This is a genomic window from Actinoallomurus acaciae (genome assembly GCF_042429965.1).
GTDB lineage: Bacteria > Actinomycetota > Actinomycetes > Streptosporangiales > Streptosporangiaceae > Actinoallomurus > Actinoallomurus acaciae.
The window spans coordinates 1-20,808 of sequence record NZ_JBHLZP010000098.1 but is presented as its reverse complement, the minus strand read 5'-3'; the positions used below and the strand labels follow the sequence as shown (position 1 = coordinate 20,808).

20 protein-coding genes and 1 riboswitch are annotated in these 20,808 nt (G+C 71.2%); of the genes, 9 read left to right on the top strand and 11 right to left on the bottom strand.

Translation table 11 applies throughout. The annotated features are described in order from the left end of the window. Positions 1-563 (top strand): helix-turn-helix transcriptional regulator (locus ACFFNX_RS15820; RefSeq protein WP_378201735.1); only part of this gene is annotated, 563 nt, incomplete at its 5' end. Between the two features lie 43 nt (positions 564-606). Further along, entirely contained in the window at positions 607-1,812 is a 1,206-nt protein-coding gene (locus tag ACFFNX_RS15815) for a UDP-N-acetylglucosamine--N-acetylmuramyl-(pentapeptide) pyrophosphoryl-undecaprenol N-acetylglucosamine transferase (RefSeq protein WP_378201732.1), read from the top strand. Positions 1,813-1,837: 25 nt separating this feature from the next. Here ACFFNX_RS15815 and alr read toward each other — a convergent pair whose 3' ends face one another. Continuing rightward, entirely contained in the window at positions 1,838-2,992 is a 1,155-nt protein-coding gene (gene alr / locus ACFFNX_RS15810) for an alanine racemase (RefSeq protein ID WP_378201729.1), read from the bottom strand. Positions 2,993-3,152: 160 nt separating this feature from the next. Here alr and ACFFNX_RS15805 point away from each other — a divergent pair, with 160 nt between their 5' ends. The 3 genes from ACFFNX_RS15805 to ACFFNX_RS15795 are packed head-to-tail and all read left to right on the top strand — an operon-like array spanning position 3,153 to position 6,359. Continuing rightward, positions 3,153-3,842, top strand: a complete 690-nt coding sequence (locus ACFFNX_RS15805; RefSeq protein WP_378201726.1) for a M15 family metallopeptidase — start codon at positions 3,153-3,155, stop codon at positions 3,840-3,842. Then, a complete protein-coding gene (locus tag ACFFNX_RS15800) occupies positions 3,835-4,956 on the top strand; it encodes a D-alanine--D-alanine ligase family protein (RefSeq protein WP_378201723.1) in 1,122 nt (373 codons plus the stop codon). Before ACFFNX_RS15805 ends, ACFFNX_RS15800 begins: the two co-directional genes overlap by 8 nt. Then, positions 4,953-6,359, top strand: coding sequence for a UDP-N-acetylmuramoyl-tripeptide--D-alanyl-D-alanine ligase (locus ACFFNX_RS15795; RefSeq protein ID WP_378201719.1), 1,407 nt, complete (start codon positions 4,953-4,955; stop codon positions 6,357-6,359). Before ACFFNX_RS15800 ends, ACFFNX_RS15795 begins: the two co-directional genes overlap by 4 nt. A gap of 63 nt (positions 6,360-6,422) precedes the next feature. On the opposite strand, the gene ACFFNX_RS15790 is transcribed toward ACFFNX_RS15795, so the two are convergent. Beyond that, positions 6,423-7,691 carry a PucR family transcriptional regulator gene (locus ACFFNX_RS15790; protein WP_378201716.1) on the bottom strand — a complete coding sequence of 423 codons (1,269 nt, stop codon included), beginning with the start codon at positions 7,689-7,691 and terminating at the stop codon, positions 6,423-6,425. 98 nt (positions 7,692-7,789) lie between these two features. On the opposite strand from ACFFNX_RS15790, the gene ACFFNX_RS15785 reads away from it, so the two are divergent. The 3 genes from ACFFNX_RS15785 (at position 7,790) to ACFFNX_RS15775 (ending at position 10,130) form a co-directional block, all read left to right on the top strand. Then, on the top strand, positions 7,790-8,665 hold the full coding sequence (locus tag ACFFNX_RS15785) for an SGNH/GDSL hydrolase family protein (RefSeq protein WP_378201713.1): 876 nt from the start codon (positions 7,790-7,792) through the stop codon (positions 8,663-8,665). Between the two features lie 49 nt (positions 8,666-8,714). Then, positions 8,715-8,778, top strand: a riboswitch (guanidine-III (ykkC-III) riboswitch). A gap of 12 nt (positions 8,779-8,790) precedes the next feature. Then, complete coding sequence (locus tag ACFFNX_RS15780; protein WP_378201710.1) at positions 8,791-9,105, top strand: DMT family transporter; 315 nt, start codon at positions 8,791-8,793, stop codon at positions 9,103-9,105. Between the two features lie 98 nt (positions 9,106-9,203). Further along, positions 9,204-10,130, top strand: coding sequence for a hypothetical protein (locus tag ACFFNX_RS15775; RefSeq protein WP_378201707.1), 927 nt, complete (start codon positions 9,204-9,206; stop codon positions 10,128-10,130). Between the two features lie 19 nt (positions 10,131-10,149). Here ACFFNX_RS15775 and ACFFNX_RS15770 read toward each other — a convergent pair whose 3' ends face one another. The 8 genes from ACFFNX_RS15770 to dnaE all read right to left on the bottom strand — a co-directional run bounded on the left by ACFFNX_RS15770 (position 10,150) and on the right by dnaE (position 18,133). Beyond that, positions 10,150-11,295 carry an SUKH-3 domain-containing protein gene (locus ACFFNX_RS15770; RefSeq protein ID WP_378201704.1) on the bottom strand — a complete coding sequence of 382 codons (1,146 nt, stop codon included), beginning with the start codon at positions 11,293-11,295 and terminating at the stop codon, positions 10,150-10,152. Between the two features lie 14 nt (positions 11,296-11,309). After that, the gene (locus tag ACFFNX_RS15765; RefSeq protein ID WP_378201701.1) at positions 11,310-11,792 is read right to left on the bottom strand and encodes a hypothetical protein; all 483 of its coding nucleotides are present in this window, start codon (positions 11,790-11,792) and stop codon (positions 11,310-11,312) included. 80 nt (positions 11,793-11,872) lie between these two features. Then, entirely contained in the window at positions 11,873-12,241 is a 369-nt protein-coding gene (locus ACFFNX_RS15760; protein ID WP_378201698.1) for a hypothetical protein, read from the bottom strand. Between the two features lie 157 nt (positions 12,242-12,398). Further along, positions 12,399-12,926, bottom strand: coding sequence for a pyridoxamine 5'-phosphate oxidase family protein (locus ACFFNX_RS15755; protein WP_378201695.1), 528 nt, complete (start codon positions 12,924-12,926; stop codon positions 12,399-12,401). A 40-nt stretch (positions 12,927-12,966) separates the two neighbouring features. After that, positions 12,967-13,461, bottom strand: coding sequence for a GNAT family N-acetyltransferase (locus tag ACFFNX_RS15750; protein ID WP_378201692.1), 495 nt, complete (start codon positions 13,459-13,461; stop codon positions 12,967-12,969). Between the two features lie 143 nt (positions 13,462-13,604). Next, positions 13,605-14,027: a DUF3291 domain-containing protein gene (locus tag ACFFNX_RS15745; protein WP_378201688.1), complete on the bottom strand. Its 423-nt coding sequence runs from the start codon at positions 14,025-14,027 to the stop codon at positions 13,605-13,607. Positions 14,028-14,300: 273 nt separating this feature from the next. Further along, the gene (locus ACFFNX_RS15740) at positions 14,301-14,594 is read right to left on the bottom strand and encodes a DUF6300 family protein (RefSeq protein WP_378201685.1); all 294 of its coding nucleotides are present in this window, start codon (positions 14,592-14,594) and stop codon (positions 14,301-14,303) included. Continuing rightward, a complete protein-coding gene (gene dnaE, locus ACFFNX_RS15735) occupies positions 14,591-18,133 on the bottom strand; it encodes a DNA polymerase III subunit alpha (RefSeq protein ID WP_378201682.1) in 3,543 nt (1,180 codons plus the stop codon). The genes ACFFNX_RS15740 and dnaE overlap by 4 nt, the downstream gene beginning before the upstream one ends. A 122-nt stretch (positions 18,134-18,255) precedes the next feature. On the opposite strand from dnaE, the gene ACFFNX_RS15730 reads away from it, so the two are divergent. Next, the gene (locus ACFFNX_RS15730) at positions 18,256-19,200 is read left to right on the top strand and encodes a LysR family transcriptional regulator (RefSeq protein WP_378201679.1); all 945 of its coding nucleotides are present in this window, start codon (positions 18,256-18,258) and stop codon (positions 19,198-19,200) included. Here ACFFNX_RS15730 and ACFFNX_RS15725 read toward each other — a convergent pair. Continuing rightward, positions 19,197-20,808: glycosyltransferase family 9 protein (locus tag ACFFNX_RS15725; protein WP_378201676.1), on the bottom strand; the 1,612-nt coding region annotated here is incomplete at its 5' end. The two genes, ACFFNX_RS15730 and ACFFNX_RS15725, sit on opposite strands and share 4 nt — an antisense overlap.

Below are 20,808 nucleotides of genomic sequence, written 5' to 3'. Positions count from 1 at the left end.
CGCGGTGCCATGCGCTTCTCGGCGACGGTGCCGCCGCGCGGTCGCCGGCGACGGAGGAGGTGGAGCTGGCCCGGCGCTGGGGGAGCCCGCGCGCGCTCAGCACCGCCCTCGCCGCCTTCGGCGCGGTCACGGCGGATCCGGAGGCGGCGTTCGAAGCCGTCACGGTCCTCGACGGGGTCGACGCGGAGCTCCATCGCGCGGTGGCGCTGGTGGACCTGGGCGCGGTCGAGCTTGAGACGGGTGCCGCCGATCGGGCCCGCGACCACCTCCAGGACGGGTTCGCCCTGGCCCGGATGGTGGGGGCCCGGCCGGTCTGGCTCCGGGCGGCCCGATACATCAAGCGTGCCGGAGACCGGCCGGACCTGGGCCGGATCGGCGGTGTGACCGCGCTCACGGCGCAGGAGCGCGCCGCCGCGGAACGGGCTGCCGCAGGTGCCACCAACCGTCAGATCGCCGACGATATGGTGCTCACACAGCGCACCGTCGAGCAGTACCTGACGAGCGTCTACCGCAAGCTCGGCATCACCGGGCGACCCCAACTGGCCGCGGCCCTGTCCTGCTGATCCGCCACGGTCGGTCATGTCGGTTTTTCTTCCAGGAGTTCGCATGATGCATGTCGTCGTCCCGCAAGCCCTCATCGACCGCGGGAGCCCGGTGCGGCTCATCGTCAGCGGTGGCGGGAGCGGCGGCCACACGTTTCCGGCCGTCACCGTGATCCGGGCCGCCCGCGTGGCGCTGGGCGGATACGGCCTGGCCCTGGACCCGTACTGGGTGGGCAGCGAGGGCGGCATCGAGAAGGGGATCGCGGAGGCGGAGAACGTGCCGTTCACCGCGATCCCGACCGGGAAGCTGCGGCGCGCGCGCAACCCGCTGGCGATGCTGACGGCGGCCAACCTCCGGGACGCGGGCAAGGTGCCGGCCGGTGTCACCGAGGCGGTCAGCGTGGTCCGCAACCTCCGGCCCGACGCCGTGCTGTGCACGGGCGGTTACGTGTCGGTGCCCGTCGGGCTGGCCGCCCGGTTCTGCCACCGCCCGTTGCTCGTCCACGAGCAGACGGTCCGCGTGGGACTGGCCAACCGGATCACCATGCGGGGTGCGACGCGCATCGCACTCAGCGCGGATCCGTCGATGGAGCTGCTGCCGGAACGCATGCGGGCGCGCGCGGTGGTGACCGGCAACCCGCTGCGCCCCGGCCTGGCCGACGGCGACGCGGCCGAGGCGCCCAAGCGGCTCGGCTGGACGGGCTGGACGCCGTCGCTGCCGACGGTCTACGTCACGGGCGGCTCACTGGGCTCCCGGCAGGTCAACGAGCTGGTCGCCGCGATCCTGCCCGACCTGCTGCGCCACGCCAACGTCTTCCACCAGGCGGGCAGCCAGCTCGTCGACGCCGCGTCCGAGGTGGCCGAGCGGCTGCCCGCCGACGTGCGCCCCCGGTACGTGGTGCGCGACTTCGTCGGCGACGAGCTCGCCGACCTGCTCGCCTTCGCCGACGTGGTCGTCTCGCGGAGCGGCGGCGGCACGGTCAGCGAGCTCACCGCGATCGGGAAGCCGTCGGTGCTCATCCCGCTGATCCCGACCGGCGGGAACGAACAGGTCCGCAACGCCGAGCACCTCGCCGGGAACGGCGCCGCACGGGTGCTGATCGGTGAGGACGCGACGCCGGCCCGGCTGGCGGAGGAGCTCACCGGGCTCCTCGGCGACCGGGCACGCCTCGCCGACATGGCGGCCAGGGCGCGGAGCATGGGACGGCCCGACGCGGCGGCCGCCCTGACCAGCGAGGTCCTCGCCCTGTGCGCCACCGCCACGTCCTGAATCCGGCCGCGGCGGCGGTGGCGCGTCAGGATTCGTAGATCCGGGGAAGCGCCGCCGGGATCCGGGCGAGGATCTCGGCGGGCAGCATGCCGAGCTGCCCGGCCAGCTCGGCCAGGGTGAGCTCGCCCTCGTCGCCGGGGCCGAACAGTACGACCTCCTCGCCGGGGCTGGGCAGGTCCTGCCCGACGTCCAGCACGGTCTGCTCCATGCCGACCACTCCGGCGATGCGGTGGCGGCGGCCGGCGACGAGCAGCTCGACCCCGGCCGTGCCCGCCGCCCGCGGCAGCCCGTCGGCGTACCCGACCGGCACGACCACGATCGTGCTGTCGGACGGGACCCGGTAGGTCAGCCCGTACATCACTCCGGTGCCGGCCGGGATGCGCTTGGCGACCGCGACGGTCGAGCGCAGGCTCATCGCCGGGCGCAGCCCGAAGTCCCCGCCGGTCTCGAGCGGGCTCAGCCCGTACAGCGCCAGCCCGGCGCGGACCAGGTCGTAGTGGCTCTCGGGGGCGGTGAGCAGCGCCGCGGAGCTCGCGAGGTGCCGCAGCTCCGGCTCCACGCCGGACGCCGCGGCGTACCGTACGGCGTCGTCGAACGCACTGATCTGCGCGGCGATGGACGGGTCGCCCGGAACGTCGGCGCGGGCGAAGTGCGAGAACACCCCGGTCACCGTGACATGCCCGGCCGCCTGCGCCCGCCGTGCCGCCTCCACCAGCTGCGGCCAGTCGTCACGGGTGGCCCCGCCGCGCGACAGACCGGTGTCGACCTCGAGGTGGACCCGGACGGGACGGCCGTTCCGCTCGGCGGCCTCGGCCATGAGCGCGAGCCGCCACGGTGCCTCGACGCCGAGTTCGACGTCGGCCAGGACGGCGGCGTCGTAGTCGGCCTGGCGCCACGGCAGCCAGGCCAGGATCGGCGCGTCGACGCCCGCCTGGCGCAGTGTCAGCGCGTCCTCGACCTGCGCCATGCCGAGCCGGCTCGCGCCGCCGTCGAGCGCCGCGCGGGCGGCGGGGACGAGTCCGTGGCCGTAGGCGTTCGACTTCACCACCGCCATCACCGGCGTGCCGGCGGCGGCGGAGACCAGCACGGAGGTGTTCGCGGAGATCGCGGCCAGGTCGATGCGCGCGTGCGTGCCGTGGGCGACGTCCGTCGGCTCCGTACGCCCGATGATCGAGTGCATGCGGCCAGAGTGGGGCCGCTGCGACGCTGTTCAGTCCATCAGCGGAAATCACTCGGTGCAAAAACGCGGATTGCCCGGTTGACTTCGCCGAAATGCCCGGTATCCCCGGGGTGTGCTCCCGCCCTAGCGTCACGCAGAACCGATGCGCCATAGAGAACCGGTGGGGAGCTTGACGGAGATCACGCTGATGTCGGACGAGCGTGTGGCCGGTATCCCGGTCGCCGAGATCGGCGAACCGTTCGTCGATCTGAGACGACATCCCGAGCTCGTGCTCGACGACCGGCTCGCCGATCCGCTCGGCGCGTACGCCCATGTGCGGGCCGGTGTGGCGACGCGACTGCTGGAGGCGCAGAGCATGCTGCGCGACGGCGTACGGCTGCGTGTCGTCGAGGCGTACCGCCCGCCCGAGCTCCAGCGCCGGTACTTCGACGAGTACGCGTCGGAGCTGGCCGTCCTGCATCCGGAGTGGCCCTCGTCGCGAGTGCACGAGCAGGCCAGCCGGTTCGTCGCACCGCCGGAGGTCGCGCCGCACGTGGCCGGTGCCGCGGTGGACGTCACGCTGTGCGACGCCGACGGTACCGAGCTGCCCATGGGCACCGAGGTGAACGCCAACCCGGAAGAGAGCGACGGCGAGTGCTACACCGCCGCGCCCGGAATCTCCGCCGGGGCGCGGCGCAACCGGGAGCTGCTGAGCACGGTGCTCAGCGCCGCCGGAATGGTGAACTATCCCACCGAGTGGTGGCACTGGTCCTATGGTGACCGTTACTGGGCGATGCGCACGAACAGCCCGGCCGCGCTGTACCGGCAGCACGACGTGAATGTCCTCCCGAAGGAAGGCGATGATGTCTGACGACCGGATCACCGTCGGCGTGGTGTTCGGCGGTCCGTCCGCGGAGCACGAGGTGTCCGGCGCGTCGGCGCTGGCCGTCGTACGCGGTCTGCGCCCGGACCGGTACCGCCTGGTCGTCATTGGCGTGACCAGGGACGGGCGCTGGACGCTGGTCCCGTCCGAGACGGTCGAGGAGGTCGCGGCCCGCAAGTCCGCCGGGCCGGCGATCCAGGACCGGCTGACCGCCGAAGGCGCCGAGGTCGAGCTCAGGCGCGGCGGCCGCCTGGTCGCATCGGACGCGCCCGACGTCGTCCTCGAACGGCTCGACGTCGCCTTCCCCGTCATCCACGGGCCGTACGGCGAGGACGGAGTGATCCAGGGGTACCTGGAGACCCTCGACCTGCCGTACGCCGGGTGCGGCGTGCTCGCCTCCTCGGTCGCCATGGACAAGGTGGCGATGAGACGCGCCTTCGCCGCCGAGGGGCTCCCGTTCGTCCCCGGCGTCTGGTTCACCGACAAGCAGTGGCACGCGAGCGACGAGCCGCTGACGCTCGCCGGCGACTTCGGCTGGCCACGGTTCGTCAAGCCGGCCAACATGGGCTCCTCCATCGGGATCTCGCGGGTCACCGGCCCGGACGAGCTGGTGAGCGCCGTCGAGGAGGCGTTCCGGTACGACGACGTCGTCCTGGTCGAGGAGGGCGTCACCGCACGCGAACTGCTGTGCGGCGTGCTCGGGGACCTGGACGAGCCCGAGGTCTCGGTGCCGTCCGAGGCGAAGATCATCGGCGGCTTCTCGGACTACGCGCAGAAGTACCTCAGCATGGCCGACTCGGTGACGTCACCCGCCGAACTGCCGCCCGACGTCACGGAGGAGGTGCGCGAGCTGTCCGCTCGGGCGTTCCGCGCCATCGGCGCCAACGGGCTGGCCCGCGTCGACTTCCTGTACGACGAGGCGGCCCGGAGACTCTACGTGGGGGAGATCAACACCATGCCCGGGTTCACCTCGCGCTCGGTGTACGCGCGGGGCTTCGCCGAGAGCGGGGTTCCGTACGAGGAGATCCTCACCCGGCTCATCGACCTGGCCTTCGCCCGGCACGCGCGCAAGCACCGGAAGACCGTCGAGGCGGGACAGTGATCACACTCACCCTGGAAGAGATCGCGCGGGCCGTCGGCGGCACCGTGCACGGAACCTCCGGCCCCGTCACGGTCACCGGACCGGTCGTCATCGACTCCCGTGAGGTGAGCGAGGGCGCGCTGTTCGCCGCCATCGTGGGAGCGCGCAGCGACGGACACGACTTCGCCGAGCAGGTCTACGCCGCGGGCGCGAGCGCGGTGCTCGGGTCCCGGCCCGTCGACGGGCCCTGCGTGGTCGTCGACGACGTGGTCGACGCGCTGACCGAGCTGGCCGTGTTCGTACGGGACCGGCTGAACCCCGTCGTGGTCGGCCTCACCGGATCGGTCGGCAAGACCACGACCAAGGACCTGCTCGCCCAGATCCTGGAGCGGAACGGGCCGACCGTGGCCACCGACCGCTCGTACAACAACGAGATCGGGCTGCCGCTGACCATCCTGCGAGCCGACCGGCGGACCCGTTACCTCGTCCTGGAGATGGGTGCCGGAAAGCCGGGCGACATCACCCACCTCATGCGGGTGGCGCGGCCGCAGCTCGGCCTGGTGCTCAACGTCGGCCCGGCGCACATCATGACGCTCGGCGGGGTGGAGGGCGTCGCGAAGGCAAAGGCCGAGCTGGTGCGGGCCCTGCCACCGGCGGTGAAGGGCGGCTTCGCCGTGCTCAACGCCGACGACGAACGCGTCGTCGCGATGGCGCGCGAGACCCTCGCGCAGGTGATGTTCTACGGCACCGGCCAGGGCACGACGGTACGGGCGGAGGACGTGGCGGTACGGGCGGAGGACGTGACGGTCGACTCCGCGGGCCACGCGTCGTTCACCCTGCTGACCCCCTCCGGGAAGGCCCCCGTACGGCTGAGCCTGCCCGGCGAGCATCTGGTCGCCAACGCGCTGGCCGCCGCGGCCGTCGCCGGTGTCATCGGCGTCGCGATCGACCGGATCGCCGAGGCCCTCGGCTCGGCCGTCCGGCGCTCGCCGAACCGCTTCCAGGTGACCGACCGGCCCGACGGCGTCACGATCATCGACGACGCCTACAACGCCAACCCGGTCTCCATGCGGGCCGCGCTCCGCACCGCGGCCACGATGGCCGCCGGCCGCCGCAGGATCACCGTCTTCGGCGAGATGACCGGCCAGGCCGAGGAGACGGCGTACCACCACTCCACCCTCGGCAAGCTGGTCGGCGAGCTGGGCGTCGAGATCCTCGTCGTCGTGGGAACCGGCGAGGGCCCCGAGACCCTGGCCGAGGCCGCGCGCGGCGCCGGCGTGTCCGTGCACGCCGTCCCGGACCGGAACGCGGCGACCGACCTGGTCCGAGAGCTGCTACAGCCGACGGACGTCGTGCTGGTCAAGGCGTCGAGCGAGGCGGGCCTGTCGGCCGTGGCGACCGCCCTGCGCGACCCGGAGAAGTGACGATACGGCCCTTACCGGTCCATCAGCTGCCGCTGCCGTACGCCGAACGCCTGCTCGCCGCCGTCAGGGGCCCTGCTGATCCACGGCAGTCCGGTGGCCGTCGCCGTACGGGCCGATCGACCGGCGGGCGACGAGTGCGGCGTTGATGCGGGGGAGGTCCGCCGCGCGGGCCGGGGACAGGCCGATGAGCTGGGCGATGCGGCGGATGCGGTAGTCCACCGTGTTGGGGTGGACGTGCAGCGCGGTGGCGGTACGCCGCCGGTCGAGGTTCTGCCGGAGATAGGTCTCCAGCGTCTGGAGAAGCTCCGGCTTGGGCTCCAGCGGCCGCAGGAGGCAGGCGAGGGCGGTCAGCGCCTCGCCGGGCCGGCTGAGCTGGTAGTCGAGCAGCACGTCGGCGAGCCGGTACAGGCCGGGCGCCCGGCCCGTCCGCGCGACCAGTTCGACGATCTCGCTGTTCTGCGCGACCGCGGCCGGCACACCCGCCGGATCGACCACGGACGCCGCGGCGGTGACGGGTACGTCGGCCGTCCGCGCGGCACGGGCGACCAGCGCGCACAGGTCGTCCCACTCCGGCGGGGCGCCGACGGGCAGCAGGGCGGTGCCCCCCGAGCCGTCCAGCGCGGTCAGGGCCGGTTCGCCGGCGAAGCGGTCGAACGTCGACTGCACCCGGCGGATCTTCCGCCGGGCGGCGACCCGGGTGCGCGGCCCCGGGCGGCTCTCGTCCGGATGCCGGTCCAGCGCGAGCGTCATCACCACGTAGAGCGGCGAGGGCCGCGACCCGGCCGGATATGAGGGCGGCGGGTCGCCCGCGAGCAGAGCCGCCATCAGCGAATGCCGGTCGCGATGCTGCTGGACGTCCAGCACCTGGCGAGTTTCCAGATATGCCGCGGTGACCTCGGACACGAGCCGCCGCTGGAAAGCCAGCAAATGCGACAGCGTCTCCTGCAGATCGGCCAGATCGGTCGGTTCCGCCCCGGCCGAAATCTCATTCCAGCCCATTTCCGCACCGAGAAGGTAGGCACTGAGGATGGCGTCCAGTGGCACCCCCTCCTCGGCCCGCTGCGCCGCCGAATCGCGCTGCACGGCGAACCGATGGTCGTCGGCCCCGGCACGGCGCTCGATGACATCGGCGAACAGCCGAAGATTGTGCTGGACGATGTCCGCGATATCGCCGGTGACCTCCTCGGAGGGCAGTTCGGCGTACACGGGAAGCTCGGTGCGGAGCCGGTCGACCACCCGCCGTGTCAGTGACGGAACACGGGCCCGCAGGTAGCCGGCGACGGGCCGTCCCGCGATGCGCAGCGGCGCGATTCCCTCGTTGTGATCCGTCACAAAAGCTCCCGCGGAAGTCTGCCTTACTCACCAGTTAAAGGATCCGTTGTGAGTCTGCATGATGAGCGCAAAGCATTCCACGACAGCCGGGAGCCGCCATGTCCTCGCCCTCCGCCCACGGCGTTCGTCGCATTCTCACCGGCGCTGCCGTCGCGGCGGCGTTGACCATTGCCGTCGCCCCGTCCCCAGCATCGGCGGCCACGCAGAAGTACGTCGCGCTGGGTGATTCGATGGCCTCGGGACCGCTCATTCCCAACATCACGGGAAATGTGGGCTGCGGGCGTTCCACGCACAACTACGCGCACGAACTGGCGGCACGGCTGGGCGCCGAACTGCACGACGTGACCTGCAGCGGGGCCGAGACGAAGCACATGACCGAGTCTCAGCCGCTCAGCGTGGCCGGCGTGTCCACCGGCACCGCGCCGCCGCAGTTCGACGCGTTGAACGCGGACACCACCCTGGTGACCCTGACGATCGGCGGCAACGACGCCGGGCTCGTCGGCATCGCCGAGGACTGCGTCAACCTCGACCCGACCGCGACCCCCTGCAAGGACCGGTACACCGCGGGCGGCGTGGACCAGGTCGCCCAGCGCGTCGACGCGGCCGGTCCACGGATCGCCGCCGTCCTGGACGGCATCCATCAGCGGTCCCCGAAGGCGCGCGTGGTGGTGACCGGCTACGGCCTGTACGTCAAGCCGGGCGGCTGCTGGCCGATCCAGCCCGTGCTGCCGGTGGACGCCGACTACCTGCAGGGCAACGTGCACCGGCTGAACGGCGTCATCGAGGCGCAGGCCGAGGCGCATGACGCCGAGTACGTCGACGTGGAGACCCCGAGCGTCGGCCACGACGCCTGCCAGTCGCCCACGGTGAGGTGGGTGGAGGGGTATGTGCCGCTCAACCCGGCCGCCCCGCTGCACCCGAACCAGCGAGGCGAGGCGAACTACGCCCGGATCATCGCCGACCACCTCGGCTGACCGGCCGTCGGCGCACGGATGCGCGGTCGGGCTCGCTTGATACTCTTCGGGCGAGCCCGACCGTGCTCTCGGACGAGGGGTGCCGTACCCGACCAGCGACAAGACGGCACTGGTGGAGGCCCCTCATGTCCTGGCTCGTGCTCGTGCTGTCCGGTGTCCTGGAGTCGGTGTGGGCCACGGCCCTGGACCGCTCGCAGGGCCTCACGAGACCGGTGCCCGTCGTCGTCTTCGCCGCGGCGCTCGTGGCGAGCATGGCCGGCCTGGCGTACGCGATGCGCGCACTGCCGATCGGCACGTCGTACGCGGTGTGGGTGGGCATCGGCGCCGTGCTCACGGTGGCCTACGGAATGCTCACGGGCGCCGAACCCGTCTCGGTGCTGAGGCTTCTCTTCCTCGCCGGCATCGTCGGCTGCGTCGTCGGCCTGAGGATCACGAGCTGATTCATCCAACAGGCGCAGATACATGGATCCGTTAGCCTGACGTAATGGATCAAGGTCGGAGATCTCGCCCCCGCTCACCCGCGATCTGAGGAGGCGTCGTGGACAGGCGTGGGAAACAAGGCGTCGTCGGTGGGGTACTCCTTCTCGGCGGTTTGATCACGTTCATGGTGGGCTACTCCAAGGTCTCCGGCGCCGAGGCGACCTGCCACGGTCACACCATGGGGCCCGACGACCAGTGCGTCGTCATGTACTCCGATGGCCACAGCGCGACGTTCTCGCCGGATGAGCAGCTCAACCAGCAGCGCGGCAGGGGCCATACCAACGAACTGGTCGGCGGCATCCTGATGCTGTTCGGTGTCGGGACCCTGGTCTCCGTGGTCGACACCGAGGCCGCGGTCGATCGCCTCCGTCTCCGCTTCGGGGCGGCCGGCCGCACTCGCGCCGCACAGACTCGCGCCGCACAGACTCGCGCCGCACAGACTCGCCACGCCGACCTTGCCCAGCAGGAGTGGAGCGAGTTGCTCCCCAGGCTCGCCGCGAGCCGTGGACTGCGTCACGTCGATCGCTCGGAACTCGATCTGCGATGCCGCGTCGAGCCTGCGTTCGACCGGCTGCTCCGCGGTGTGATCATCGATCGCGGCGTCGTCGAGGGCGACCTCGACGGCTTTCCATGTGTCGCGTTCAGCTTCCGCGTCGGCCCTGGCGGCTCCCGTTCGGCGGGCTGCGTCCTCACGCTGCCGTCGAATCTGCCTCGGCTGCGGTACGAACGCGTCGACTCGCCGAACGGCGCGGGGCGCCACGAGGACTACGCGACGCAGTCCGACGACCGGGAGTTCGCCGGCGGTCTGCTCAACCGCGAGACTCTCGCCCTGCTGCGGGAGCGGCGGCTGCGGACGCTGGCCATCGAGGGATCGCTGCTGTTCGGCACGGTCGAGGAGACCTCGGTGCGCACCGCCGAAGAGCTGGGGCGGGCATGGGACGCGCTGGCCGAGATCGCCCATGTCCTGCCTTCGACCTGGCCGTAGCGCCCCGCTCGGCGTCCGGTCAGCGGTCGCCGGGCAGCCGGCCGGATCGCAGGTCATCGATCCGGCTCATCAACGCCGGCGCCTTCAACCCTCGTACCAGCACGTCGAGGGCGGCATCGATGCTCGTGCCGAGGAAGATCTCGCCGGCGATGTCGTGATCCATGTAGACGCGACCCTCCTCATCGACGATGAGAACGTTCGTGGAATCGTCGGTCCGGCCGATGGGGAAGGTCCGCATGCCCAGCCGACCGGCGAGCCCGAACGCCGACACCGCCGTCATCGGAACATCGTCCGGGAAGAAGTGGATGGGGAACGCGCCGACCTCCTCGCCCCGCGAGATCGGGTACAGGTCCAGCAGACCGAACTCGCGGTAGATGTCACGAGCGGCGGGGAAGATCTCGTGCCGCTTCCCCAACGAGTCGGACTGGGCGCAGAAGTCGGCCAGCCAGGGGTCGACCCGCCCGGCCGTGTCGCGACCCGGCAGCCATCCGGCCTTGAGCAGCGTCGCCTCCACGTTGCCGTGGAACCGCGGGTTCTCGACGTCGATCTCGTCGAATCGTTCGGCGTCCATCGCGACGGTCGGAGGCTCGTTCGACAGTTCGCCCCGCACCAGGGTGGGCGGTGTGGTCTTCAGGAGCTGCTGCCTCCTGTATTCGGCGCGGAGCCGTGCCTCGATCCGGCCGGACTCGAACAGCGCCTCGCGGGCGGCGAGCCGGGCGGGCTCGGTCACCGGGGGACAGCGGTATCCCCGGCCCTTGATGTGCTCGTAGAACACCGGCGGCGGGGCGAGGTGGTGCTCCTGAAGGTAGTACGCCGAGGCCTCACACCAGATCCACACGCCGTCGGTCAGGTAGCGGATCGGAACCGCCCAGCGTCGCGCCGGATTCGTCGGGTCGAAGAGGTCGTGGCTGCGCTCGTCGGAGGGGACGAGGAGGGCACCGGAGCGTAGGTACCCGAGTAGGCGCTCGCGCTCCTCGGCGTCGGTCACCCAGGGGCGGCCGGACCACGGCCGCGGACGCTCCTGGTCATCCAAGCCGTCGACGAGCGGGACGAACCGGAAACCGTCGACCTCCTCCGGAGTCTTGATCGGAAGAACCCGCGGAGGCTTCCATCCGTCGCCGGAGGCGGGAGGCCGTGCCTGCTCCACCATTGCCTTCTCGATCACCTCGGGTCGATGTGTCAGTCGGAGAAGCGCTGCTGGGCGGCGCGGACGTTGGCGAGGCCGTCACGGAGCCGCTCGGCGTCGAAACGCCAGCGGGAGTCGAGACTGAAGCGACGCCCGCGCTCGGTCCAGAACGAGAACGGCGAGACCGAGTCGGCACCGTCGCGAACGAACTTCAGCACCTCCTCCAGCGCGGCGGCGCCCGCATCGAGATCGGCGTACGCCTCGCGACGCTGGGCGTCGGTGAGCCCTGCCGGCGACTCCGGTATCCGGGCGAGGATCGCGTCGGCCATCTCCAGCCACTCACCGGGATCCAGCAGTTCGGAGGGGCGGTCATCGCCGAAGCCCGGCCCGACGTCGACCGAGTCGAACGGCGCGTCGGGCACGCGGAACACGAACCCGCGCGATGTCCCGCAGTGCCCGCAGGCACCCTCGTACCGGCGGGTCAGCGCGTCGTCGACGATCTCGGATGCCGAGCGTTCCGGAAGAAAGCCCGTCATTCCGCACGTGTCGCAAGGCTGCCGCGCCATGTACAGGTACGCCTCGGAGCTGCTGCGAGCCAACCGGAGGCCCATCGGCGTCACTTCCCCTCTGTGCTGAGCCACTCGCCCGCGTCCAGGCGCTTCGCCGCCGAAGTGGTATCGATCGCCCGACGCGGGCACCGCAGGCCGTCCGTCGATGCGGTCGATCCGTCTCGCCTGTCGGGGCGGCTCCACAGCGGGACACCGGCGTCGAGCGCTCTCCGGTGATACGGCGGTGGCTTCGCGTCGGCCGCGTACACCTCCGCCTGCGGGTCCGGCTCGCCGTGCCGGGCCATGACCGCTTGGAGGTCGAGGGTGAGGAGGTAGGGCTCGACGCCGGAATCGGTCCTGACCAGGTACATCGCGTGGCACGCCGGCCGTGGACCGCCGCCCGGAGGAGTGGGGCGCGCCGTCACGGCCGAGTTCATGGCGATCCCTCGCTCCTCACTCGATCACGCGCTGGTTCCACAGGCTACTGCCAACCCGTGCGGTGGATCTCGGCGTACGCTGGAGTCCCAGCGTGGAGAACCGTTGGCATCCCGGGAACCGTTCATCGCCCCACCAGCCCGGCTGCTCGGGGTACTGTCACATGCTCTCACCGGTGAGTTTCGCGAGGTCGGGGGCGAAGACGGTCATCCAGTGCGGGTGCAGCCGGTAGTAGACCACGTCGTTGTCCCAGTCGAAGGCGTCGTCGCCGTAGAAGTCCTTGAGGTACGCGAGCAGGTCCGGCCAGTCCGCGGCCGGCTCGCCGTCCTCGGGGTTGAGGATCTCGACCTCGCCGTGTGTGAACACGCCCAGGTCCTCGCCGCGCATGTACGCGACGCTGGCGGCCGGGCGGGTGGCGAGGTGGCGGGCCTTGGCGGCGCCGCGTGCCGTGCCGAAGTGCCACCTGCCGTGCAGGAAATGCCCGTCCGCGCCGCTGATCCGCGGCTCGCCCTTCGCCGTCACGGTGGACAGGGCGAGAGTGCACATGCCGGTGAGGACCCGCGTGAGCCGCTCCGCGGTCAGCGTGCGCTCGGCGTTGATGATCGAGCGGAGGTGGGCGGTGGAGCGGGACAGGGAGGCGTCGAGCAGGTCCTGAAGCTCGTGGAGTTCTTCCGGCGTTTCACGCATCGGGTCACTGTAGCCAAGGCCGGTCCGGCGAACGCGAAGGTCACCGTGCCAGGTCGCGCCGGTACCAGGTGCCCGGTTTGCCGCCGATGTCCGCCGGGTCGGCCGGGCCGACGGGGGCGAACCCGGCCTTGGCCAGCACCTTCTGAGACGCGGCGTTGTCGCGGGCGGCGGCCGCCCTGAGCGTGTGCAGGCCGTGCCGCGCCGCCGCCAGCAGGCACAGCTCCCGTACGGTCGCGGTCGCCACGCCGCGGCCGGCGACGTGCTGCGCGACCCGGTAGCCGAGTTCGGCGGTGCCGTCCTCGGTGAAGATGAGGTTGAACCGCCCGAGGACCGAGCCGTCCTCGGCGACGAGCACGTAGAACGCGCCGGCACCGGCCTCCTGCTCGGCCAGCAGGGCACTGTGCCGGTCGGTGAACCGGTCGTAGTACTCGTCGCCACGGTCGGAGATCGAGGCGGCGAAGTAGGCGCGGTTCGCCAGCTCGAAGGCCAGAACCGCCGGGGCATGGTCGGCGCGCAGCCGCTCCAGTTCAGGCATCGTGCGACTCTACCCAGAGCGTCCGCTCGGATGCCGGACCATCCGGCGGCCGGTGGCCGCCGGGACGCGTCCGTGGCGCGATACCCGGTTCCGGCGTCGTGGAGGGAGGAAAGCCGGGATCGATGCCCCGGTATCCACCGCTCTCAGGTCTGCTCGGAGGAGCTCGTGGCGCCGGCCCGTGCCTGGTCGGCGAGGCGGCGGTGGGCCTCCTCCCAGGTGATCGGCAGTTGTTCCGCCGGTGCCTCCCAGAAGGTGAAGGCCGAGCTTCGCATGGTGGAGCGGAGCGTGGTCATGATGCCGCGGTGCGGCTCCGTGCGCGCGTAGGTGTAGAGCGCGTCGCGGTCGACCCACGCGGACAGGGTGTAGAACGTGCGCTTCGACGGCTGGGCGATGAGGGAGGCGCCCAGGGCTCCCGGCGCCGACCGCACCTGCCGCCAGGCGGACAGCGACTTCAGGAAGAACCGCAGGGTGTCCCGGCGGGAACGGACCTCGAACCGTGAGGCCATGACGTACATCTGCGTGTCCGGCGAGGGCGGGTTCGGGGCCATCCAGCGAAGCGTCGGCATCGCGTCCTCCTCGTATTGGCGAGTGCCACTATCTAATTTTGGATAGTAGCACTCCCCAATGGAGTGTGTCCGTCATCTCGCCCTCGCCACCGCCGACGGCCCAGCCCACATGACCGAACCCGATGCCGAGGCGGGTCTGGCCGCTTGAGCAGAACACGCATGCCTGAACCCGCACCACACGTTGCTGGTTCACCCGCCGGACGACCCCGCGCGCACGGTCTTGGTCGTGTTCGATCAGCCGGCGCTCTGCGGGGACTCACCGGAGGCGTGAGGTCACAGTTCGCCGCGGTACCACGCCTCGGCTTCGGCCTCCAGCGCCTTCTCGTCCGGTTTCGGCGGGCGTGCCCGGTCGATCCAGCGGAGCAGGTCACGGGCGAACTCGTCGGCGTCCTGCGGCCGTACGGATCCGTGGTGCCGGGTGAGGGGCTCGTCCGCGTCGCAGCGGGCGCACAGGAGGACCTCACTGATCCCCCGGACCCGGCCTCCTGACGCGTTCGCCCAGGTGTGGGGGAGACGCAGGACCGCGAGGACGTCGCCGACGCGGCAGCGGGGGCACACGCCGATCATGACCCGCCGATCGCGTCCGCGCCGAGCAGGGCCTTGACGTCGCCGTAGAACGCCGGTTCCGGGATGATCTGGAACGGGAGGTCCACCAGTACGCTCTTCGCGCCGTGGCGGCGTACGCGCATGTGGACCGGCGCCCGGCCGGGATGGGCGGCCAGGATGCGCCGGAACTCCTCGACGAGCCGCGCGTTCAGCCGGGTCTCCTGGACCGAGATGACCACGGGCGGCTCGGTGTCCGCCGCGGAGACGTCGAGGACGGCGATCTCCTCGCCGTAGACGCTCACCGTCTCGTCGCGCACGTTGATCCGGCCCCGTACGGAGACCACGCGGTCCTCGGCCAGCGCCTCGCCGTACAGGGTGTGCGTCTTGGGGAAGACCAGGCACTCCACCGCGGCGTCGTGGTCCTCGACCGTGACGATCGCCCACGGGCTGCCCTGCTTGGTGACCTTGCGCTGCAGGCCCGAGATGATCCCGGCCACCCGTACGTGGCCGTCCGTACGGCCGGAGGCCAGGAGCTCGGCGATCGCGGTGTCGCGGTGGGCCGCCAGGACGCGCTCGGCCCCGTCGAGGGGATGGGCGGAGACGTACAGGCCGAGCATCTCCCGCTCGAAGGCCAGGAGAGTGCTCTTGTCCCATTCCGCGTCCGGGATCGCGACCGAGAACACCCCGGAGGAGTCGTCCCCGGCCTCGCCGAGCGCGCCGAAGAGGGAGTCCTGGCCGCCGGCCTCGTTGCGCTTGACGTCGATGATCGCGTCGATGGCCTGCTCGTGGACCAGGACGAGGGCCTTGCGCCGGTGGCCGAGGCCGTCGAACGCGCCGGCCTTGGCCAGCGACTCGATGACGCGCTTGTTGCACACGACCGCCGGGACCTTGGTCAGGAAGTCGTCGAAGGAGGTGTAGCCGCCCCTGTCCCGGCGGGTCGTCACGATCGCGTCGACGACGCCCGCGCCGACGTTGCGGACCGCACCGAGCCCGAAGCGGATGTCCGTCCCGACCGCGGCGAAGTTCAGCACGCTCTCGTTGACGTCCGGCGGCAGCACCTTGATGCCGAGGCGGCGGCAGTCGGACAGGTAGACGGCCATCTTGTCCTTGTCGTCGCCGACCGAGGTGAGCAGCGCGGCGAGGTATTCGGCGGGATGGTTCGCCTTGAGGTAGGCCGTCCAGTAGGACACGACGCCGTACCCGGCGGTGTGGGACTTGTTGAAGCCGTACCCGGAGAAGGGCACGAGGACGTCCCAGACGGCCTTGATCGCCTCGTCGGAGAAGCCGTGCTCCCTCATACCGGCGGAGAATCTGCCCCACTCGGCGTCCAGGACGTCCTTTTTCTTCTTCCCCATCGCACGGCGCAGCATGTCGGCGCCACCGAGGGAGTACCCGGCGAGCCGCTGGGCGATCGCCATGACCTGCTCCTGGAAGACCACCAGGTGGTACGTGTCGCCCAGGATGGGTTCGAGGGCCTCCTCCAGCTCCGGGTGGATCGGCTCGACCTTCTGCTTTCCTGTCTTGCGGAGCGCGTAGTTGGTGTGGGCGTTCATCTCCATCGGCCCCGGCCGGTACAGGGCGTTGACCGCGGCGATGTCGGTGAACACCGTCGGCCGCATCAGCCGCAGCAGGACCCGCATCCCGCCGCTGTCGAGCTGGAACACCCCGAGCGTGTCGCCGCGCGCCAGCAGCTCGTAGGTCGTCCGGTCATCCAGCGGGACGTCGCGAATGTCGATGTCGATGCCCTTGTTGGCCTTGACGTTCGCGATCGCGTCGCCGATGACGGTGAGGTTCCGCAGGCCCAGGAAGTCCATCTTCAGCAGGCCCATCTCCTCGGCCTGCGTGAAGGGGAACCCGGTGATGACCGGACCACCCTGCTTCGGCTTCACCAGGGGGAGCACGTCGATCAGCCGCTCGGAGGAGAGGATCACGCCCGCGGCGTGGATGCCGGTGCCGCGGGTCAGGCCCTCGACCCCCATGGCGGTGTCGACGACCCGTTTGACGTCGGGCTCCTCCTCGTACATCTTCCGCAGCTCGGCGGCCTCGCCGTGGCGGGGATGGCTCTCGTCCCGGATGGCGGACAGCGGGATCTCCCGGCCGCCGACGGCAGCCGGGAACGCCTTGGTGATCCGGTCACCGAGCGCGTACGGGTGGCCCAGCACGCGGCAGGCGTCCTTCACGGCGGCCTTCGCCTTGATCGTGCCGAAGGTGACGATCTGGCACACCCGGTCGTCTCCGTACTTCGCGGTGACGTAGTCGATCATTTCGTCCCGTCGGCGGTCGTCGAAGTCCAGGTCGACGTCGGGCATCGTGACGCGCTCGGGATTCAGGAAGCGTTCGAAGATCAGCTTGTGCTCGATGGGGTCGAGTTCGGTGATGCCCGTGCAGTACGCGACCATCGACCCGGTCGCGGACCCGCGGCCCGGGCCGAGACCGATGCCGTTCGCGCGGGCGTACCGGCAGATGTCGGCGACGACGAGGAAGTAGCCGGGGAAGCCCATGTCGTCGATCACGGACAGCTCATAGTCGATGCGTTCCAGGGTCTCCCGCGGCGGGTCGCCCGCGTAGCGGTGCCGCGCCCCCGCCAGGGTCTCCTTCCGCAGCCACGACGACTCGGTCTCGCCCTCGGGGACCGGGAACTTCGGCATCAGGTCCCGGTGGGCGAACACCTCGCCGTAGTCGCCGACGCGCTCGGCGATGAGGAGCGTGTTGTCGCACGCGCCGGGCACCTCCGCGTCCCACAGCGCCCGCATCTCCTCGGGGGTCTTGATGAAGTAACCGGTGCCGGAGAACCGGAACCGGTTCTGGTCGGCGAGCCGCTTGCCGGTGCCGATGCACAGGAGCGCGTCGTGCGCCTCCGCCTGGTCCTCGGTCACGTAGTGGGAGTCGTTGGTGGCCAGGGGCGGCAGGTCCAGTTCTCTCGCGAGCCGCAGCAGGTCGTCGCGGACCCGGCGTTCGATGGCGAGTCCGTGGTCCATCAGCTCCAGGAAGTAGTTCTCCTTGCCGAAGATGTCCCGGTACGTGGCGGCGGCCTCGACGGCCTCGTCGTACTGGTCGAGCCGGAGCCGGGTCTGCACCGCTCCGGAGGGACAGCCGGTCGTGGCGATGATGCCCCGGCCGTGCTCGGCGAGCAGTTCGTCGTCCATCCGCGGATACCTCTGCACGTGGCCTTCGAGCCAGGCCCGCGACTGGAGCCGGAACAGGTTTCGCAGGCCCTCGGCGTCGGCGGCCCACATCGTCATGTGCGTGTACAGGCCGCGCCCGGAGACGTCACCGCCCCGCCCGGTCTCGTCGTCGGACCGGCGCAGCGCGAGGTCGTCGCTGTAGTACACCGCCTCGCGGTGGTACCGCGAGGCCGGGGCGACGTAGCTCTCGATGCCGATGATCGGCTTGATCCCCGCCCTGCCCGCCGTCCGGTAGAACTCGTACGCGCCGTGCACGTTGCCGTGGTCGCTCATCGCCACGGCCGGCATTCCGCGCCGGGACACCTCGTCCATCAGCAGGCCGACCTTGGCGGCGCCGTCGAGCATGCTGTACTCGGTGTGCACGTGGAGATGCACGAAGGACCGCACCGGCGACCACGCCCCCTGGTTGTAGGCTCACTCGCGAACCCGAGCATTCGACCCGAGGGCTGGCGCAGTTGTCCAACAATCGACACGCCGATTCTTCACAACCGCCGGTTGTGGGGCAGGGTGGTGCGGACCTGGATCTGGCCGCGGTCCGCGCCTTCGTCACCGTCACCGAGGACCGCTACTTCAGCGAGGCCGCGGCCCGGCTGGGGATTAGCCAGCAGGCCATCTCCAAGCGCATCGCGAAGCTCGAGTCCGACCTCGGCGTCCGGCTGTTCGCGCGCTCGCGCACCGGAGCCGACCTCACCGAGACCGGCATGGCGTTCCTGCCGCACGCGCGCGCCCTCGTCAACATCGCCGACCAGGCACTCGAGATGCTGCACGGCCGCCGCCGCGCGCTGCGGGTCGACGTACTGGACACCCGGGTGGCCTCCATCGACCTGATCCAGGCGTTCCACGAGACGGTCGAAGATGTGGACATCGAGATCATCACCTCGAACGGGCTCAGATCCGCCCGCAGCGCGCTCATCCGCGGATCGGTGGACGCGGCCTACTGCCGGGTCGCGGACGTGCCGGAGGAGATCGTGTGCGTGCCGGCGTTTCTGGAGCCGCTGCATCTCCTGGTCGGCCGCGACCACCCGTTCGCCGGCCGGACGCGGGTGGAGATGGCGCGGCTGTCCGGCACCACCGTGTGGATGCCCGGCAACGTCGCCGGGAGCGAGTGGGCCGAGTACTACGAACTCCTCGGCGCCGAGTTCGACATACGGATCGACACCTCCGGGCCGGACTTCGGCTGGGAGCACTTCGTGGCCGGGGTCGTCTCCGGCCGGGGGGCGAGCTTCGTCGGCGAGAGGACGCGGCTCCCCTGGCACCCGGACGTCGTACGGATCCCCGTCGTCGACCCCGTGGCCGTCTACCCGTTCTGGCTGCTCTACCACCGTCACAACCGGCACCCGGCCCTGACCCTGCTCACCCGCCACGTCGCGGCCGATCACCGGCCGCTGGACCGGCGGCGCCAGTGGCTTCCCGAACCCGACCGCGCCGCCTTCGCGGTCTAGGGTCGCAGGTCGCGTACGTTACCGAGCACCTCGTCCACCCCGATCAGGGTCATGCACTCGCCCTGGATCCGGCGATGGCAACGCAGGTAGCACGGGGAACAGCCGAGCTTCGGACCCAGCATCCGGTCGGTCTCGGCGATCTCCAGCTCCCGGTGCGGCATCGGGCCGGCCAGGGCCACCAGCGGGCGTCCCTGGGCCGCCGCGGCGTGCAGCGCGAGGCTGTCCGCGGTCACCACGACGTCGGCCTCGCCGAGGATCGCCATGAACTCACCGACGTCCATGTCGTCGACGAGCCTGATCCACGGGTGGCTCGCGAGCAACGGCGCGACCTGGTCGCGGATGTCGTGGTCCTCGGGGCCGGACAGGACGACCACCGCGGCGTCGTCGGCGGCCAGCCCTGCGGCCAGGTCCGCCCATGCCTGCGGGGTCCAGCGCTTGAGGCGGCCCTTGATGCTCGACCCGATGTTGAGCGCGACCAGGTCGCGGTCGTGCTCGCCGAACAGCCCGTTTAGGCGTGCCCGCGCGGCGCCGACGGACTCGTCACCGAGGACGACGTCGTACGCGGGTGCGTGATCGCCCAGCCCGACGGTCTCCAGGAGCACCCGCTGCATCGTCGCCGTGTTGTTCCGCCGCCACGCGTCGTGGATCTGGAGCCGCTGGAGGTGGTGCGCGTGCTCGGACGCCGGCTGGAACCGGTCCTGCGCGTTGAGGGTGAGCCCGCCGACGCAGCGCGCCGTCCGTACGATCTCCCGTGCCGTGTCGCCGGTCTCGAAGTTGAGCACGACGTCGAGGTCGCGCACGACGTCGTGCGGGACGCCCGCGGTCTCGATGTCGACCGGCCTCACGCCGGGTATGTGGCCCACCACCTCGGCGCCGCGCCGATGAGTGAACCAGAGCACCTCGGCCTGTGGGTTGACCTCGTGCAACGCCTTCACGACGGCGCTCGTGCGCACGTGGCTGCCGAGCCCGCCCATCTCCACCACGCCGACGCGGCGCGCCTGCCGGAGCTCGCCGGGGTCGTAGGGACGCTGGTGGGAGAGGTCGATGACGGCGGGCGCCGGCCGGTGGTGGGGGCATCCCCCGCAGTCGGGCAGCCGGAGTTCCCGCTGCACCTTGCACGGCTTGTACCCGACCCAGTCCTCGCAGTCCGGCCGGATGGTGAGCTCGGGCGGCACCCGGCCCTCGCCCGTGCTCTCGATCGCGATCGGATGGGCCGGATGCGCGGTGGGGGCCTCCGTCGCGTGATGAGGTACGGCCGGCGGCGACGCGTGCCGATGACCGTTGAGCAGCGCATCGATGCGCGAGCCGGGGTGCTCCAGGAGAGCCGGGGCCGGATCGGCGCCGGAGAGAGCGACGGACGCCTCGGGCGTTAAGGCCTGCTCCCGGTCCGCGGGGCGTTCCTTCGGCTCGGCGGGGCCCGCCCCCGTGCCGGTCTCCGGACTCTTCGCAGCGGGCGCGTCGGCGCCCTCGTGGGGAAGGGCTTCGTGTGGCGTCTTGGGCGTGAGGCCGGTCTCCCGGCGTGGTGGTGGTGCGGGCGCGTCGGCGCCCTCGTGGGGAGGGGCGGTGGGGGCCTCGTGCGGCGTCTTGGGTACGAGGCCGGTCTCCCGG

What these genes read in the sequence shown, in the direction of transcription:
- ACFFNX_RS15815 (WP_378201732.1), top strand. Translation starts at nt 607, where the DNA reads ATGATGCATGTCGTCGTCCCGCAAGCCCTCATCGACCGCGGGAGCCCG.
- alr (WP_378201729.1), bottom strand. Translation starts at nt 2,992, where the DNA reads ATGCACTCGATCATCGGGCGTACGGAGCCGACGGACGTCGCCCACGGC.
- ACFFNX_RS15800 (WP_378201723.1), top strand. Translation starts at nt 3,835, where the DNA reads ATGTCTGACGACCGGATCACCGTCGGCGTGGTGTTCGGCGGTCCGTCC.
- ACFFNX_RS15785 (WP_378201713.1), top strand. Translation starts at nt 7,790, where the DNA reads ATGTCCTCGCCCTCCGCCCACGGCGTTCGTCGCATTCTCACCGGCGCT.
- ACFFNX_RS15780 (WP_378201710.1), top strand. Translation starts at nt 8,791, where the DNA reads ATGTCCTGGCTCGTGCTCGTGCTGTCCGGTGTCCTGGAGTCGGTGTGG.
- ACFFNX_RS15765 (WP_378201701.1), bottom strand. Translation starts at nt 11,792, where the DNA reads ATGACGGGCTTTCTTCCGGAACGCTCGGCATCCGAGATCGTCGACGAC.
- ACFFNX_RS15760 (WP_378201698.1), bottom strand. Translation starts at nt 12,241, where the DNA reads ATGAACTCGGCCGTGACGGCGCGCCCCACTCCTCCGGGCGGCGGTCCA.
- ACFFNX_RS15755 (WP_378201695.1), bottom strand. Translation starts at nt 12,926, where the DNA reads ATGCGTGAAACGCCGGAAGAACTCCACGAGCTTCAGGACCTGCTCGAC.
- ACFFNX_RS15750 (WP_378201692.1), bottom strand. Translation starts at nt 13,461, where the DNA reads ATGCCTGAACTGGAGCGGCTGCGCGCCGACCATGCCCCGGCGGTTCTG.
- ACFFNX_RS15745 (WP_378201688.1), bottom strand. Translation starts at nt 14,027, where the DNA reads ATGCCGACGCTTCGCTGGATGGCCCCGAACCCGCCCTCGCCGGACACG.
- ACFFNX_RS15740 (WP_378201685.1), bottom strand. Translation starts at nt 14,594, where the DNA reads ATGATCGGCGTGTGCCCCCGCTGCCGCGTCGGCGACGTCCTCGCGGTC.